Below are 16,361 nucleotides of genomic sequence, written 5' to 3'. Positions count from 1 at the left end.
TCCCGGCGCGCAGTAAGTCACGATCCCGGCGCGCAGTAAGTAATGTCGACAATGGGGCGGCGAGCTGCCAATAACGCCTGCCCCACCGGGAATTTCCGCTGGCACACCCCCCGTTACCGGTCAAAGAATGCCTGCGCAAAAGCGGTCAGTCTTTCACCAAACATCCTCTGGAAACCTATATACGGTCACGATGTGGTCTGCGAAGCCCGTCTCTTTCGGCGTTGAACCCTACGGTATCCGCGGATGAGCGATGTGAATTGTTGTAGGCTCGCCGTAAAAAAACAGACTGCGCGACTGGAAGGAGGAACTAGGGACACCGCGCTCCTCCTTCCGCCCGCCTGCTCATTGCAGGCGGGTAAAGCGCATCCCTTTCATCCGCCCGGCCGCGAACTCGAATCCGCACCGATCGTCGGCGAAAGTCAAAATTCCGCCCAGCATTGCGAATGGTCCCAGAGACGCCGCCTTCCATGTCGTGTCGGTGATCGGAGACAGGCCATATTCTGCCCGTCCATGGCGCCCCTCGATTTTCAAGCGATAGACGTCGCCCTCTTCGATAATCGCTGCGGTTGCCGCCGCGGAAGGCGCCGCGAAGTGTCCCACCCGGTCGCCGACGTGAGCATCCGGTTTCGGCGTAACCGGAACGAGCCGATCCTCATTGCCGAAATCGGTAAAAACCAGATACCTCCCCTCACTCCTTGCTGACTGGCGGATGAAGGACATGATCTCAGGAAGCCGCAGGTTACCTCCCTCATCCGCAGTCACCGGAAGACCGGGCGCGCCATCTATCCCCATCAACTGCATTTCCCCAAGGGACTGCAGTTCGATCACGCGTCCATCAGCGGGGGACACGAAGACACCGTCCAATTTTTCGAAAGGTATGTCGACCACCGGATCCAGTCCCTCGGTGCAGGCGTCGATAATCCTGTTGGCAAGGTCGGCAGCGTTCACATCGGCGCGGTTCACCGCGATCGAGATATCGAGCCCGGCGGCGGGCACTTTGATCATCTGCGAGTTACCAGCTATCACGCCGCCTGCGTGACAGATCGTCTCGACACCGCGGTAGTTCCCGATGACCAGCCCCAGACCGTAACCCGTGGACGTGCCGTTCGCCAGACGGTGAGGCTCTTTCAGCAGCCGCCAGCTTTCAGCGGATCCCACACGGGGTGCGTCCATATGCCTCAACCAACGCAACATGTCGTCCATCGTCGAGACCACGCCGCCGGCACCGCTCACTTCAGAACCCATGTAGTCACGCGTGAAGCGACCATCCGTCGCGCGGAAATGCAGCGCGGCGCTGTTGGGCACGAAACCGTCGTCCCAGCGTCGAAGCATCGTGTCGTACATTCCAACGGGTTCAAATATCCGCTTTCGCAGCACCGTATCGAGCGTCTCACCAGTAATCCGCTCGACCGCGGCGGTCAGGAGGACGTAGCCGCCGTTGTTGTAGCTCCAACTCGTCCCCGGCGTGAAATCCACGTCCTCGATCGTTCGGTAGTAGGCCAGGATATCCGCGTCGGTCACTTTCGTGAGCGCGCCATTGGTCAGCATCGACACCGTCATCGCATCGCGAATGCCCGAAGTATGCCCCATTAACTGGCGCATTGTGACTAGGCGGCTGGCGGCGTTGATTTCATCGACGTGTTTACCGATCGGATCGTCGAGCGATGCGCTCCCCTCCTCGCACAGGAGAAGATACGCCAGCGCCGTGAAATGCTTGGTCGTCGATCCGATCCGCATGCGCATGGCCGGCCCCAGAACCACCGGCAATTCCATATGGGCAAGGCCAAAGCCACGGCGATAGACGGGGACGCCGTTTATCGCGATACCGACCGCCGCGCCGGGCTGACTGCATTGGTCGATTGATGCGAAAATCGCATCAATCTGGGCTTCCTCGAAATGCGTTGCAACGGTTCCTTGGGTCATATGCTCTGTCCCTGATACGAGGTTGCGGATGCGGCATCTAGGCTGCGGCAGGCACTGGCTGCGCAGAAAGTTTCCTTCCGCGAGAGGCCCACCAGAAACAGGCCGAAGCCATCAGTGCGAAGGGAGCGCCCACCGCCGCCATGCCATGGCCCAGCATCGCATCGCCGCCGAACGCCGCGCTGGCCATGGCGACAAGCGGCGCCGCAAAGGCACCGCCCAGCGAAACCGTCACGACATAGAAGCCCATTACGACGCCGCGCAACTCATTAGGAATCGTGAAGCTTATGGCGACCATCGGAATGGTGATCGCAACAGCGAAAGCAACGGTAAAGCAGATGGCCGCCACGGCGAACCAGACGAGGTTCGGCATCATCGCGACAAAAGAGCCCGGCGCACATGCGGCTGCTGCAAAGGCTGCCGGTCGCATAACACTGCCCTGCCCTTCGCGGTGGCGAAAATATTCGCTCAACCTGCCTCCCACGACCATTCCTACCAGCACCGAGATGAGCGAAACCGTACCGAACCACCCGGCAAAATCGCCGGGTTGTTGACTGTAAATGCGCGTGAGCGCGGGCGCCATCCAACTTACCACCCCGGTAGACATCCCTGATAGGAACGTCGTTCCTGCAAGCAGCGGAACGAGAAAGCGGCGGTACGCCCACAGTTCACGGATGCTGCCGCCACCTTCTTGCCGAACTTCCATGCGATCCGGTTCGCGGAGTGAGAGGATCGCCGGAATGAGCAACAGCCCGGCGGCGGCGAAGCCCAGCGACACCAGTCGCCAGGGAGTAAACCCAAAGAGTAGCTGAGATCCACTGGCAGCCAAATGGGTTAGCGCGCCCAGACCGAAACCGCCGACGAAGATCGCCCCGGCCTGACCGATACCCTGGCCGATGCCATAGGAGGTCGTCGCCATTGCCCGTCGTTCCGGTGCAAAGTAGTCGGCAAGCAACGACATGGCCGTGGGCAACGTGATTGCGTTAGCGATCCCGAGCACCGCCTTGCTAGCGACCAGCAGCCATACCCCCTTGGAAAGCGCAGTGAGCACCAGGCCAAGACACCATAGCAGCATCGCCGCCGCCATCATCCGCACCCTGTCCGAACGGTCCGCCAGCAGCCCCATAGGAATGCAGAACAGTGCATAGGCCCCATAGAGGACAGTGGTGTTGGCAAGACCTACCTCGATGTCGGTCAATCCAAGCTCATGTTTGATTGGTTCGACCAGGAGCGAAATCACGTAGATGTCCATAGCCGTGAAGAAGGCGATGGCGACGATAATGACCTGCGAACGGCGCGCCTTCGCTAGGTTGGGGTAGGCCGTCTGGCTGAACTCTGCAGACATGCACGTTTCCTCGAAAGGCTCGCGGGGAAGGATGGCTATCAACCGCAGGTGCGGCGGTGCCGCCCCACCGCCGGCAGTCTCGCGAGTAGGTCCTAGAAGTGCGCGCTAAGTTGCAGTCCGACCGTGCGGGGCCGCAGGATCAGCACTTGCGCGGGACCACCCAGTTGGGACAGGACCGTCTGCGCGGCCAGTTGGCCCCGCGTATCGAACAGATTGCGGACATATATCTGCGCATCGACGGGTCCCAAGGCCATACTCGCGCGCAGATCGAGGGTTACGTAATCGGGCACGTCGTACTGCCGCAACGCCGGGCTGGCGTCGAAGCTTGCCGTGCTGTCGGAAGCAAAGCGCAACGTCGCGCCCAGCCCCGGCTCGAGATCGCTGTCGGGCAGGACATAGTCGGCATTAAGCGCGGCCGTGAAATGCGGCGTATTCGGCAAGCGTTCTCCCTTGCGGGCGCCGAGCAGCGGCACGTCCTGCGTCAGATAACCGTCGTTGTAGGCAAAATTCGCCGCCGCGACGAAGCCCGGCCCCGGCCGTGCGGTCAGCGCCAGTTCGGCACCCTTGATATGCGCGCCCGGCCCGTTGGTGAAATTGCTAACGCCGGCCACGGGGCTGAGAAGCTGGATATCCTTCCAGTCGATGTAATAGCCTGACAGATCCAGGCCGAAGCTGTGATCGGCAGTCTCCGCCTTTATGCCCAGTTCGTAGCTATCCAGCGAATCCGAATCGAAAGTGGCGGGCGACGGCTCCCCGGTGGTCGGGTCTATTACGCGGAAGTTCGGGCCGCCCGGTCGATAGCCCGTAGCGAAACGGGCATAGGCCGTCACGTTGCGGCTGAAGCGGTAGCGGGCATTGGCCAGATAGGTGAAGACGCTTTCGCTGGAACTCGACCCCGGCGCCGAAACGACGAAGATGCCCGAGGCGTTCTGCGTGAATTTCTGCCGGTTGTGCGCATAACGGATGCCGCCGCTGACATCGAAAGCATCGGTCAGGTGCCAGGTGAGGTTTCCAAAGGCAGCATATTCCTCGTAAGTGCTGTCAATCTCGGCCGTTACCGCGTTCACCTCCGGCATGGGAACAAGGCCTGCGCCGTATGTATCGGCAACCTGCTGCAAGAGGCTCTTTTCGCGCGTGTAGAATCCGCCGATAAGCCATTCGAAAGTTCGGCCCGTCGGCGAAGCCAGGCGGATTTCCTGCGCCAATTTGCGGGTCCTTGCCAGTTCGTTGATCGCCACCGCTTCGGCGGGGATATTGGCCAGTATCTGGAGATACGGCGCATAGACGGCCGATCCGTCGGTCGACGCGTACGTCTTGTTCTCCTGATAACTGGTCACCGACGTCAGCGATGCGCCGCCAAAATCGTAGTCGATGGTTGCGCTGCCAAGGCGGAAGTTCGACCGGAAAGGCTCATCCAGCGGATGCACCTGGTCGAGATATCCGGCAACCGGCACGCCATCCAGCCCGATATTGGCATAGCTGCCGCCCTCGCGCCGGATATTCTGGGCAAAGCCGGTGAGCCGGATCGACAGATCCTCCACCGGCGTGAACAGCGCATCGATCCTTCCGCCATAGACTTTGCCGCGATCGACATTTTTTTCGCCGGTCATGGCATTGTCGAAGTAGCCGCCGTCACGCGAATAGTAGCCGCTCGCCCGTACTGCCGCTTTATCGGCGGCGAGCGGAGCATTGACCACGGCCGACGCATCGTAGCTGGTTGCGCCATGCGCCGTCGTCGAGATACCCGCCTGCGCCTCGGCCTCGAATTCGGTCAGCGACGGCTTGGCCATCACATACTTGAGAACGCCGCCCATCGAACTGGCGCCATAAAGAGTGCCCTGCGGTCCGCGCAGCACTTCGACACGGTCGATATCGAAAAGCCCGGCATCGAGCGCACGGCGCGGGCCGTTGGCGAATGCCGAACTTGAACCATAGGGCACTTCGTCGACATAGATGCCGACCGTCGATGACACATCCGCACCGCTGGTAACCCCGCGCATGCTGATCTGCGACGTACCTGCGCCCTGCGAGGTATATTGAAGCCCGGGAACCGTATTGGCGAAGTCGACAAACTGCCGCGCGGCAATCCGCGACATGTCATCCGAGGAAAGCGCAGTGATCGACTGGGGCGTATCGATCAGGCGTTCGGCGCGCTTTTGCGCGGTAACGACGATCTCGCCCGGATATGCGCTGTTGGATGCACCAGAATTGGCATCCTGCGCGGATGCGGAAGGAATGTAGGATAGCGCCGTACCGGCGGCGAGCAGAAGTCGCAGTTTGCCTCTCGGAAATGTCCTCATGCGAATACCCCTTGTTTGGCAAGCACGGCGGATTGCGCCGCATTTCGATCGGCGTGGGCGCGGGAACGTTCGGGAATGCGGTCGTCACCCCCGGCTGCGACGCTGTAAAGTCGGGGGAAGTTCGATACGGCAGATCCGGGCGGTCGGACCGTTCTGCTGCCCCGCGTTTCTGCCCTACCGACCGTGAAACCCCATTGCGCCATAATGCGCCTGCCCTGTCCACATATTTTGCACTAAGTGCAATATATGTTTCAAACTTGCATTTCAAGCAAATTATGAAGGTGCGCGATGGTAGCTAGAACTTGGCGCTATTTCTCCGCCTTGTGGCCGGAAAAGGATCAGTTGGTTTGAAGCGCAGCCCAGCTTTCGGGCGTGAAAACCTGCGTTTCGAAGAGCCCTTGGTCTGCATCGGGGCCGTGATAATAGGTAACCAGAAGCTCCGCCGGAGGGCCATGTGCAGCGACGGTACTGTGCCACATGGATCCATCCATAAAGAGCGCATCACCGGTTTCCAGAACGAGCGGCGCATGCCCTTCGCAATATATCAGAACGTCGCCGCGCAGCACGTAGATGATCTTTTCGCCGGGATGGCGCACGAACTCGGATTCCCAGATGCTGATCGATTCTATCGCGACCTGCATGCAATCCAGCGCACGGCTGCTGTCGGGCTCGAAGAGGTGCTTGAGATTAAGTTCGCGGTAGCTGCTTGCCTTGCTGCCGCGCGTCCGCTCGCGATCGACGGCAAGGCGCCGATCGTTGATCCTGCGCGGGCTCTTGCGACCGCCCCCATCAACGCCATCGCGATCCGGGGCGGCCTTGCGGGCGACCAGATCCTCGGGCGCGATTTCAAGCGCCTTGGCAAGCAACTCCACCTTCTCGATCGTCAACCCCAGCTGGGTATTCTCGATCCGCGAAAGGGACGATACCGATATGCCGGTCAGTTCGGACAGACGCTCAAGCGTCATTTTCCGGCGCTTTCGAAGGGTACGCAGCAATGCGCCGATCGTGTCCGGCATTTCGCCCTCCTGCCTGCGCCCGTCTTTGACGATGTTCATGTATGCCTGTTAATCCCTGCCTCGGGGCTTGGCTAGATCGGAGCAGCGGCGATCAGCCCCACAGTTCGGGGGTGAAGCGATGCAGGCACCGGCCGTCGTGATGCACGCCGGCATCGGCGCGGTCCTTGACGATGAGCGGCACGTCGAGATCGACGACTTCGCAAAGCGATGCGACCACATAGGCCGGCGCCATCGCCAGCCCGGAACCCAGCATGCATCCCACCATCAAGCGGAATCCTCTGGCCCGTGCCGCATCGGCTAACGCCAGGCCTTCGGTAAGGCCGCCGGTCTTGTCCAGCTTTATGTTGACGTATTCGTACCGATCAACCAGCCGGTCCAGGTCAGTGCGATCGTGACAGGATTCGTCCGCGCAAAGCCTGACGGCACGATTGTATTCGTCGAGCAGACGATCGTCCTGCGGCGGCAGCGGCTGCTCGATCATGAACACCCCCGCATCGGCAAGGCGGGGAGCCATTGCGTTCAGCCGCTCCAGCGTCCATCCGGCGTTGACGTCGACGAACAGTGGAATATCAGGCAACACCGAACGGACAGCCGCCACGCATTCCAGATCGGCTTCGCCGCCCAGTTTCAGCTTGATCATCGACGCGCCTCGAAGCGTCGCCGCGAATTTGGCGGTCGCCTCGGGCGCCATGATGCCGATGGTGACATCGGAAGTAATCTTGCTCGGGGCACGCAACCCGGCGTTTTCCCAAACCGAGCGCCCCGATCTCTTCGCCTCCAGATCCCACAGGGCGCAATCTAGCGCGTTTCGTGCCGACCGCCCCGGCATAGCGCTCTGCAGGGTCAGCCGATCCAATTCTCCGTTTTCCAGCAGGGGGGCAATCGCATCGATCTCGGCCAACGTCGAGTCCGCATCCTGGTTATAGATGCTCATCGGGCAACACTCTCCGCGCCCGATCACTCCGCAGTCGGAAGCTTCGACCTCGACCACATCGAGCCCGGAAATCGTGCCGAATGCGACCCGGAAAGGCTGATCGAGCCCAATGAACCTCTTTCGGGCCGAAATTTTCATGCCGCATCGCTCCATATTTTGCATCCTGCGCAATATGGAAGCATATTTTGCATTTGAAGCAAATCTGTTTTTGCAAATCTCCAATCGCTCTTACGTTATGCCCGCGCCGGGTAGGACGAATCCGCTGGCGCGGGAGGGTCGGGTGGGCGAAGTCGCGGAGTAGAGTAGGATTTTCAGTAGGCTATGGTCGCAGTCCCAGCATGGATCGGCGGTGTAGAGGAATATCTGAAACATCGCGACCAGATACGGCGACGTCTCGACAGCAGCCTGCTGGTGCTGGTCCTCGAAGGCGTGCCCGCAGCGCTGCGCCGCCGCCTCGTTGAAAAGCGCGTGGCCTTCATCTCCCCGGGTACTCAATTCTATGTACCCGAGGCGCTTCTCGACCTGCGCGAAGTCTATTCCAGCCGACCTGCCGCGCCTTCCGAGCAATTGTCGCCGACAGCGCAGGTACTGGTGCTGGCCGCGTTGCTGGGTCATGAGATCAACGACGCCAACATGACCCAGCTTGCCGATCGCTATCGTGTCGCGATCATGAGCATCAGCCGTGCCGTCGATGAACTGGAAGCGTTAAAACTGGCGCAACGGCATCATGTCGGTCGTCAGCGCCGCCTGCGCTTGCGCATGGATGGTGCGCAGCTATGGCGCGCCGTCGAAGATCGGCTGCAATCCCCGGTGCGCAAATCCCGCTCCGTCATAGGCGACTTGCCAGAAGATCTCACGGTCCTGGCCGGCGAGAGCGCGCTTGCGCGCTATACCATGCTGGCAGAGCCGAAGATCATATGCCGCGCCGTGCCGGCATTCGCCTGGAAGCGTATCGCCAAGGATTGCGAGCTTGAGAGCAGCTGGGATCATGACGAGCGCAGACAGGAGGTTCAGACCTGGGCCTATGATCCGCAGCTTCTGAGCGAGGACGGAACAGCTGACCGGATCTCGCTGTATCTGAGCACGAGGCATGACCCTGACGAGCGGATCGCGCAGGCAGCCGAGCAACTTCTGGAGCCCTTTGAATGGTAACTGGCGTCGATCGCTTCCGCGCCCATTTTGCTGAACATGAATATCAATATGTCCTGATCGGCGGCGCGGCATGCGAATTGATCATGGACGATGCCGGCCTCGATTTTCGCGCGACCAGGGATTTGGATATCGCGCTGATCGTCGAGGCGCTCGATCCCGCGTTTTCCGAGGCCTTCATGGCTTTTGTAGAGGCGGGCGCCTATAAAATCCAGCAGCGCAGTGAAGGGGAGCGGATATTGTATCGCTTCGCCAAACCCGCAACCGAAGGCTATCCCGCGATGCTGGAACTATTCTCCAATGTCCCGGATGGCTTCGACCTGGCCCCCGGCAGTCACCTGACGCCGATCCCCATTGCCGAGGAAGCGGCCAGCCTGTCCGCGATCCTGCTGGACGAGGATTACTATGCTTTCCTCAAGACGATGACCCGGCCCCTGGACGGCATTCCGGTCTTGGACGAAGCCGGCATCATTCCCTTCAAGGCGCGCGCCTGGATCGATCTCAGCCGCCGTCAGGCGGAGGGAGAAAAGGTTGATAGCCGTGATGTGAAGAAGCACCGCAACGGTGTCGCGCGCATGTTGCAGCTTCTGAGCCCGGAGGCACGATATGATCTCCCGGATACGATCAGGGCCGACATGCAGGCCTTTGTCGAAGGATTGGCCGCGCAGGACGATTTCGAGCCCAAGCAGTTCGGTATTGCGATGACGAAAGACATCGTGATCGATCGACTGAACCACCGTCGACCCCCGAGGGGTGACTACCCGGTCGATGCATTACCAGGATATGCCTATGCCGGTGGGACCATTCAGCGGTAACGGTTTCGCAGAAATGATGGAGGCACTCCGCGGTGTGGGGGCTTTAGGAAACCAGCAGCCCCGCTACCCGCCGTGATCCATCGCCTCGACAACACTCGGCGATAAAAGGGCCAGGTTTTGAATAGCCGCCAACCCCCATTGTGCGGCACTATTGGTAGAAAGGCCATCTATCTCGACTTGCCCCTCCCCGACCCGCCGTTCCCTCACTGTGTCGGGAAATTCTCCTTCGTGGAATTCCCGCCACGCCCGTTCCGCCAAGGCTGCATCGCCAAGCGCATGCGCGGCATAGGCGGTGAGGCGCGAATGGGCCTGTCGCAAGTTGTGTCCGCGCGGAGGCTCTCCAAAGCGGCGCTGCCAATCGGCGGCGGGAGCGTTGTACCAAGCGCAGTAGTCGACCCACACTGCGCGGTAGCGGGGCGCGTCGATCAACGGCAGGACTTCGGCCATGATCTCGACCACGCCGAACACGGCATTGAGGTGGCTGACGCTGATCTGATCACCGCCTGACACGAAGCGGCCGCTTGCGAGGTCGAAATTCGCGCCGCCCGCCCACCACTGCCGCGGCAAACTGGCTATACTGTCCATGCCTGCTACGATGCGGTCGCGCCAGCGACCGTCTCCGGTACGCTCCCACTCGGTGAACCACGCGGCGACAAGGCTGCCCCAGCTGGTGCCGAACTGGAGCTGGATCACGCCTTCGGGCAGGCCCTGCGGCTTCGTGACGGCCGCGATGCCGCCGGGTGGCAGCGATTCCAGCGCGCGATCAGCCACCTTGCGGCCGATATCGACTTTCTGGAGCGCACGGTCGGAATGGACAAGCGCTCGCATCAGGTCGCCGACGCGCTCGTCGCCGGTGAGGTAGTAATAGATGCGGCGATACGCGGCGTTGGAGACGCGGGGCTGTTTTGAACTGTCGCTCCAGTGTTGGACGCCGTGGCGGGTTCCGAGCCCGGCCCATGGCCCGGCGTGATAGACGTCGACCTCACCTGTGTGGCGCGTCATCGCCTCGGCCATGCGGAACAGGTCGGCGCGGCCCGTGCGCAAATAGCTGTACCAGAGCCAGAGGTCGGTCGAGAGTTCGCTGTTGTCCCAGGCATAGCCGCCGATGTCGTAGCGCCATTGGTGCCGGTCGGCATCGTAAGTGTGCATGACGTCGCCGTGATTCCAGAAACCGTACCAGTGGCGACGCTCGATCTCGCCCTGGTAATGGCCCAGCAGGAGGTCGTTCTGGCGCTCCACGGCCTCGGCCGCCGGGCCTCTGGCGATGGGCAGTGCCCAGTCTCCGAACACTCCGGCTGCGCGAATCTGCGCGGGGCTCGCCTGAAGGCGTGGCGGGCGGGCGACATGGGCGGCGTAGCTTTCCAGTTCGGTCGCGTCGGGCGTCGCGGGCAGCGCCCAGAGCCAGAGTTCGTTAGTGCGTGCGATGCCCTGTGCGGAATCCCAGCCCGGCTCGTAGTCCTCGTAAGTCACGTCGAGGCCCCGGTTCTGCGCGGGGTAGTCGGTCATGCCCAGAACGTCGCGGTAGGAGCGCATGTCCATGGCCGGGGCATCGGGCGCCCAGAGCCATGCGGTGAGTTGGGCCTCGTCGCCGCTCGCCCCGACAATGTCGAGCTGGACGGGATGACGCTTCCAGAAGTCCGCCATGCCGATCGCCGCGCCGCCCTGAGGGGAGCCGACATAGCCCAGTCCGCGTGCGCGGTGGCCCTCAATCGACTGGATCGAAGCGCGGCCTTTCGCGGTGCGCTTGGTCACCACGAAGCCTTCCGACGTGCCTTGGAAGAGACGGAAGTCGCCCCAGGCGGGGATGCTATCCAGCAGCGGCGCGAACTTTTCGGGCACGTTGGCCATATCGGGCACGGCGAGGCCATCGATCTGCGCCTGCCGGAACGCTTCGCCGGGGTCGCGGCGCAGGCCGGTCAGCGGACGCACGGCTTCGGAGAAGAAGCTGGCCTCGGTCGCGAGGCGGACGTGACGGTCATGCAGATCCCCGCGCATCGGTACGGTGGCCTGGACGCCCAGACCGGAGAGGAAATCGTGGGCGGAATGGCCGTCCCAGATGAAGCTATGGACGATCCGCACCGCGTCGCTGCCGCTGGTGAAGTAGAGGCGCAGGCTGAACGGCAGCCAAGAGCGCGCAGCGCCTGCGTGGGTGCCGTCGATTTTCAGCACCGCGCGGACCGGGCCGGATTGCTCGACGGTGACGCTCTCGATCCTGCTGGTGAAGCGGCGCTGGGAAAGCGTGTCCGCTTCCTCGGCTGAAGCGGCATCCTGCGCGCGGGCGACTAGTAAGACATCGCGCAGCAGCACGCGGCCGCCGCGTTCGGCAGAGGCAATCACGGCGCTACCTTGCCGGGGAACGCGCCAGCGCGTGAGGCCGACGTTCACCTCGATGGCTTCGGCGCGCTGGTCGACGGTGACGCAGTCGGCTGGGGCGGCGGCCGGGGTGGCAGGTTGCCCTGCAGCGATCGTCACCTGGTTCGGCGCATGTTTTCCGGCGGCAAGGGCATGGCCGCTCCACTTGACCGAACCGTCGGGCCAGTAGGCGAGCGGCCAGCTCTGTATCGGCAGGGCTATGTTTCCGGCATGTGCGGCGAGGCGGTCGACATGGCGCACGGCGCCGCGCGGCCAGGGCATGCCGAAGCTCTGCCCGCCATCCCAGGCAGGTGCGGCGCCATCGAGCCAGTGCAAGTCGCTGCCCGCTGCCGGAGATGACCCGGCGAGAACGCGGCCCGGCAGAGAGATGGCGGCACCGCCGAGAAGACCGGCGCGCAGGAGGGCGCGACGTGAGCAGGGCATCGGGGGAGGCATGGAAATTCCTGAGTTCAAGCGAGGCGGGAGACGGCGAAATTGCGCAGGCGCAGATGGCTGGCAGTGGTTCGCAGGGCGAAATGGCCGCTCGTCAGCGGCGCGGGGTCTTCGAAAGCGAAGAGTTGCCGGTCGTCGCGGAAGAAGCCGATCCGGGCGCCGTCAGCGATCAGGCGAATGCGCTGCCAGCGGTTGGCGACCAGCATGTCCGCCGCGCCGCGCCGGTCGTTTTCAGGCAGCAAAGGCCGCACGCCGGGCTTTCCGACATAGCGGCGCAAGCGGGTGGTCGAATTGCCATTGCCGCCGAGGCCGACGTAGTAGGTTTCGAGATCGTCGTAGTCCTCAAACTTCCCCGAGCGCGGGCGTGCGATCGCATTTCCCTCCGGAGCCGCTCGATCCTGCGCCATCCAGAAGCAGTTGAGATCGCTTACCCGGTCGTTCGCACCGCCTGCCGAGACGGCCTGCGCCTCGTATTCGATGGCGATCCGGCCTTCGAGGCGCGGCAGGAACCAGAGCGTGAGCCCGGCAGGCGCCTCGATATCGAGCACATCCCGTTCCGCCGAGACGTGCGCGGGGGCCTCAGCCTCGATCCGCCACTGACCCAGGCCATGGCGGAACGTGTCCGTGAACAGGCGGCGACCTTTGTTTCGCGCGAAAGTCGGAGCCGGCAGGAGATAGGCTCCCGCCAGACCCGCGACCATCATGCGCCGGGAAAGTCCCGGCTGCGTCACAGCTTGGCCCGCACGCCGAAGTAGATCCGGCGACCATAGGTCTCGATCACGTTGCGACGATAGACGCTGTTGGCGTTCTCGATCCGGGTGGAATCGGTGAGGTTGACGCCTTCCAGGAACACCGAGACATTCGGGTTGATGATGTAGCTGGCCGAAGCGTCGAACTGACCGAAGGCCTCGCCGAACGAGGGGTTGTTGCCGCGATCGACCGCGTTGATCAGATAGCGGCTGCGCCAGTTGTACGACCCGCGAATGGCGAAGTGCCCGTCGTCATAGAATACCGAGGCGTTGTAGCTGTTGCGGGAGACACCGGGGAACGGCAGCGAGGCGTCAGTGAAGTAGTCCTTCCCTTCGTAGCCGCTGTCGGTGTTGAACGTGTAGTTCGCGGTCACACCGAGATTGCCCAGCAGGCCCGGCAGGAAGTCCAGCCCAAGCTGCGCGCCTGCCTCGAAGCCCTGGATGGTGACGTGCTGGGTGCCGTTGATCGGCATCTTGATCGTATAGACCTGCCCGTCGATCTCTTCCTCTTGGCTGGCAGTGTCGATGAACGACTTGATATCCTTGCGGAAGCCGGTGATCGACACGTAATTCGTGCGCGAGATATAGTACTCAAACCCGAGATCGTACTGCCACGCGCGGTAAGGCTTGAGTGCCGGATTGCCACGTGATCCTGTAAGGCCGACCGAGTCCAGCTTGACGTTGGGCGCCATCTGCGACGGTGCCGGGCGGGCCAGCACGTCAGATGCGGTGGCGCGCACCACCAGCTTACGGGGAATTACTTCGGCGCGCAGGTTCAGCGAGGGCAGCAATACGGTATATTCGCCGGTGTACCGCGCGGGCGTGATGACGCCATCAGTGCTCTGGCTACCACTTGAGACGGTGCGCGTGTGAACGAGCCGCGCGCCGACAACGCCGGTCAGCTCGAAGCCGAGATTGGCCTTGAAGGCACCCTGGAAATACCCCGCGATCGTGCTCTCGCGAACCCGGTAGGTGTCGAGCGGCGAGATGCTGGTGTAGGGATCGGGAATGCCCACGGCTTTGGCGAGATTGTCGCCCAGGTTCCACCACCGGTCGATGCCGGAAAATCCGAGATCGCCGGTCTTGAAGAAGCTGCCGTCGCCCATGCCGCCGTAGGTGTTCAACAGGTCCTGGATATTAGTGAGCTGTGCGGCCGGGGCCGTCGTGCCCAGGACCTGGGTGCCGGTCACGCCCGAGCGGGTCAGCGTGGTCTGGCCGGTGATGCCGTTCAGCGTATAGACCGCGTTCTGGAAGCGGCTGCTGGAGACCAGCTGGTTCAGCTCGACGCCGCTCTTCAGCGAGGTCAGGACGCCGCTTTCGTCGGGCTTGTATTCGGCATCGAACTTGGCGCCGGTCTCGCGCTGCTTGTTGAGGCGCGGGCGGGCCTCGACCGAGAGGCTGTTGATACCCTGCGTGGTCGTAGTGTCGATCGGCAGGATGATGTTGGGTGCGTTCTGCGGGTTGTTGTAGTCGATCGTGATCCACGGCAGCGCGGTCTTGCCGGAGACCGAGGCGGTGACGTCCACCTCGTCGTTCAGGACACGCGAGGCCGCGTAAGTGCCGCGCGCCGAGAGCTTGAACTTGCCGGTGGTCCACTCGGCGCCAAGAATGCCGTTGAAGGTGCGCCGGTTAAGGCTGCCGATCACGCTGCGATAATTGACGCTCGGGCCGGAGCCGGCGTTGGAACCGTTGACGAAGGTCACCGTCTGCGCGGTTTCGTCGCGGATGACGACGCCGGTGGGGTCAATGCCGCCGTTCGCCACCGACTGGGTGGTGCTGAGCTGCAGGTATTGGTCGTCAGATGTCGTGTCGCTGCGGGTATAGGTGCCTTCCACGTAGGCGCGAAAATCGTCGCTCGGGCGCCATTCTATAATGCCGTTCAGAGCATAGCGCTTGGTCGGTTCGGTTGAGGTGATGTAGCGCGGGATGTCGGGGTAGAAATCACCGAAACCGCTACCATCAAGATCGACACAGCGGGCCTGATTCCGACCCGAAAGGCAGTTCTGCGCGGCAGGCGTCGCAGGCTGCGTGGTCTCGACCTGTCGCCAACCGGTGGTGCGAGCCTGATCGTAGCGAATAGTGCGGCTCTCGTACGTGCCCGAAAGCAGCACGCCGATGGTGTCATGGGCGAAGAGCTTGGAACCGATCAGTGCGAACTTGGGGTCGACCTTGTCCGCCAGTTCGTTGTAGATCCCCTGAGCGGAGCCCGCGAGGTAGCCATCCTTGCTGTCGAACGGGCGGCGGGTGATGATGCGCACGGTCCCGCCAAGTCCGCCTTCGGTCATATCCGGCGTTGCGGACTTCAGCACTTCGAGGCGTGAGACGAATTCGGCGGGCAGATCGCGGAAATCGACCGCGCGGTTGCTGCCGTTCCCCGCTGCCGCCGCAATCGAGGTGGAAAGCGCCGACTGGCCGTTGATCTCCACGCGGTTGAGCGAGGGATCTGCACCGCGAATGGTGATTGCCGAACCTTCGCCGCCGCTTCGGGTGATTTGCACACCGGTCACGCGCTGAAGCGCTTCGCCGATGTTTTTGTCGGGGAATTTACCGACATCCTCGGCCGAGATGGCGTCAACGACTTGGGCAGAGTCGCGCTTCACCGCCAGTGAATCTGCCAGGCTCTTACGAATACCAGTGACCAGAATCTCCGCGCTCTCGCGACTTTCCTCGCGGGATTCTGTGGAATTCTGTACATTCGCTTCCTGCGCCAAAGCGGACGTGCTGGTGAGCAGGAGCACAACTGCTCCGGTGAGACGTTTCAAAACACGCACCCCTTTTTGTCGGACTAATCTGCGGAAAGCATGGCTAATCTCCACCAATTTAGTTGACAATAAAGTTTTGCTATTTCCCTGAAAAGTTTACGAGCTCGGCGCGCCGACCAGTGCCGTAAGCCCCAACAATGTGGCCGACCGCCTGTCGAACTTGTCGCTCCGGTTTGTCCGGTTTCTCCGGCGGGTACCAAGCGTATGATTTTGCCCACTAGCCGTTCCAGCGGCGGTCTGAAGACGACCCGAAGGGACAGAACTGCCGATAGCTGCGCCCAAGGTCGACAAGGTTTGGGAGGCACATTTTGTCCTGAGCCTGAGGGACGACGGAACACTGGCTCGGACCCGTCGCCGCCGTGTGATTGTCACGATCGTACCGAACGACGGTCCCCCAATAAGTCCTTCTGAATCCGAGATAACGCGATCTAGGACTGAGTTGCTGGCGGTCGCAGACTTGGAGGCGGCCGATTAGAGAAACGAGATAGCTTTTCAAACCGAGGACGGCAGAAAACCGCGATCTCCGGTCGAGCGTCCAGCGCTCAGGGTCGCCGTGTAGGAAAGCG

Annotated in this window: 10 protein-coding genes; 2 read left to right on the top strand and 8 right to left on the bottom strand. The window is 62.2% G+C overall.

Annotation, left to right across the window (positions count from 1 at the left end):
- Positions 1-342: 342 nt before the first annotated feature.
- The 5 genes from EDF58_RS23120 to EDF58_RS23100 form a co-directional block, all read right to left on the bottom strand.
- Positions 343-1,923, bottom strand: coding sequence for a serine hydrolase domain-containing protein (locus EDF58_RS23120; protein WP_132269841.1), 1,581 nt, complete (start codon positions 1,921-1,923; stop codon positions 343-345).
- A 37-nt stretch (positions 1,924-1,960) separates the two neighbouring features.
- On the bottom strand, positions 1,961-3,265 hold the full coding sequence (locus tag EDF58_RS23115; protein WP_132269839.1) for an MFS transporter: 1,305 nt from the start codon (positions 3,263-3,265) through the stop codon (positions 1,961-1,963).
- 92 nt (positions 3,266-3,357) lie between these two features.
- Positions 3,358-5,565 carry a TonB-dependent receptor gene (locus tag EDF58_RS23110; RefSeq protein ID WP_132269838.1) on the bottom strand — a complete coding sequence of 736 codons (2,208 nt, stop codon included), beginning with the start codon at positions 5,563-5,565 and terminating at the stop codon, positions 3,358-3,360.
- Between the two features lie 338 nt (positions 5,566-5,903).
- Positions 5,904-6,581 (bottom strand): helix-turn-helix domain-containing protein, encoded by a 678-nt coding sequence (locus tag EDF58_RS23105; RefSeq protein WP_165921549.1) that lies wholly within the window; start codon positions 6,579-6,581, stop codon positions 5,904-5,906.
- Between the two features lie 91 nt (positions 6,582-6,672).
- Positions 6,673-7,653, bottom strand: coding sequence for a dipeptide epimerase (locus tag EDF58_RS23100; protein ID WP_165921548.1), 981 nt, complete (start codon positions 7,651-7,653; stop codon positions 6,673-6,675).
- A gap of 183 nt (positions 7,654-7,836) precedes the next feature.
- On the opposite strand from EDF58_RS23100, the gene EDF58_RS23095 reads away from it, so the two are divergent.
- Both EDF58_RS23095 and EDF58_RS23090 read left to right on the top strand, forming a co-directional pair.
- The gene (locus EDF58_RS23095; RefSeq protein ID WP_207913130.1) at positions 7,837-8,667 is read left to right on the top strand and encodes a hypothetical protein; all 831 of its coding nucleotides are present in this window, start codon (positions 7,837-7,839) and stop codon (positions 8,665-8,667) included.
- Complete coding sequence (locus EDF58_RS23090; RefSeq protein ID WP_243654459.1) at positions 8,661-9,479, top strand: hypothetical protein; 819 nt, start codon at positions 8,661-8,663, stop codon at positions 9,477-9,479. Before EDF58_RS23095 ends, EDF58_RS23090 begins: the two co-directional genes overlap by 7 nt.
- Positions 9,480-9,542: 63 nt before the next feature.
- Here EDF58_RS23090 and EDF58_RS23085 read toward each other — a convergent pair whose 3' ends face one another.
- From EDF58_RS23085 to EDF58_RS23075, 3 genes are read right to left on the bottom strand one after another with little or no spacing between them, the layout of a single operon-like run.
- Positions 9,543-12,287, bottom strand: coding sequence for a Tat pathway signal sequence domain protein (locus tag EDF58_RS23085; protein ID WP_132269833.1), 2,745 nt, complete (start codon positions 12,285-12,287; stop codon positions 9,543-9,545).
- 14 nt (positions 12,288-12,301) lie between these two features.
- Positions 12,302-12,988, bottom strand: a complete 687-nt coding sequence (locus EDF58_RS23080; protein ID WP_132269832.1) for a DUF6250 domain-containing protein — start codon at positions 12,986-12,988, stop codon at positions 12,302-12,304.
- 23 nt (positions 12,989-13,011) lie between these two features.
- Entirely contained in the window at positions 13,012-15,771 is a 2,760-nt protein-coding gene (locus EDF58_RS23075) for a TonB-dependent receptor (RefSeq protein WP_279388343.1), read from the bottom strand.
- Positions 15,772-16,361: the final 590 nt, after the last annotated feature.

Origin of the sequence: Novosphingobium sp. PhB57 (assembly GCF_004342985.1) — a bacterium.
Classification (GTDB): Bacteria; Pseudomonadota; Alphaproteobacteria; order Sphingomonadales; family Sphingomonadaceae; genus Novosphingobium.
The sequence above is the reverse complement of the archived record's forward strand: the minus strand, read 5'-3'. Positions and strand labels throughout refer to the sequence as shown.

What these genes read in the sequence shown, in the direction of transcription:
- EDF58_RS23085 (WP_132269833.1), bottom strand. Translation starts at nt 12,287, where the DNA reads ATGCCTCCCCCGATGCCCTGCTCACGTCGCGCCCTCCTGCGCGCCGGT.
- EDF58_RS23100 (WP_165921548.1), bottom strand. Translation starts at nt 7,653, where the DNA reads ATGAAAATTTCGGCCCGAAAGAGGTTCATTGGGCTCGATCAGCCTTTC.
- EDF58_RS23080 (WP_132269832.1), bottom strand. Translation starts at nt 12,988, where the DNA reads ATGATGGTCGCGGGTCTGGCGGGAGCCTATCTCCTGCCGGCTCCGACT.
- EDF58_RS23115 (WP_132269839.1), bottom strand. Translation starts at nt 3,265, where the DNA reads ATGTCTGCAGAGTTCAGCCAGACGGCCTACCCCAACCTAGCGAAGGCG.
- EDF58_RS23120 (WP_132269841.1), bottom strand. Translation starts at nt 1,923, where the DNA reads ATGACCCAAGGAACCGTTGCAACGCATTTCGAGGAAGCCCAGATTGAT.
- EDF58_RS23090 (WP_243654459.1), top strand. Translation starts at nt 8,661, where the DNA reads ATGGTAACTGGCGTCGATCGCTTCCGCGCCCATTTTGCTGAACATGAA.
- EDF58_RS23095 (WP_207913130.1), top strand. Translation starts at nt 7,837, where the DNA reads ATGGTCGCAGTCCCAGCATGGATCGGCGGTGTAGAGGAATATCTGAAA.
- EDF58_RS23105 (WP_165921549.1), bottom strand. Translation starts at nt 6,581, where the DNA reads ATGCCGGACACGATCGGCGCATTGCTGCGTACCCTTCGAAAGCGCCGG.
- EDF58_RS23110 (WP_132269838.1), bottom strand. Translation starts at nt 5,565, where the DNA reads ATGAGGACATTTCCGAGAGGCAAACTGCGACTTCTGCTCGCCGCCGGT.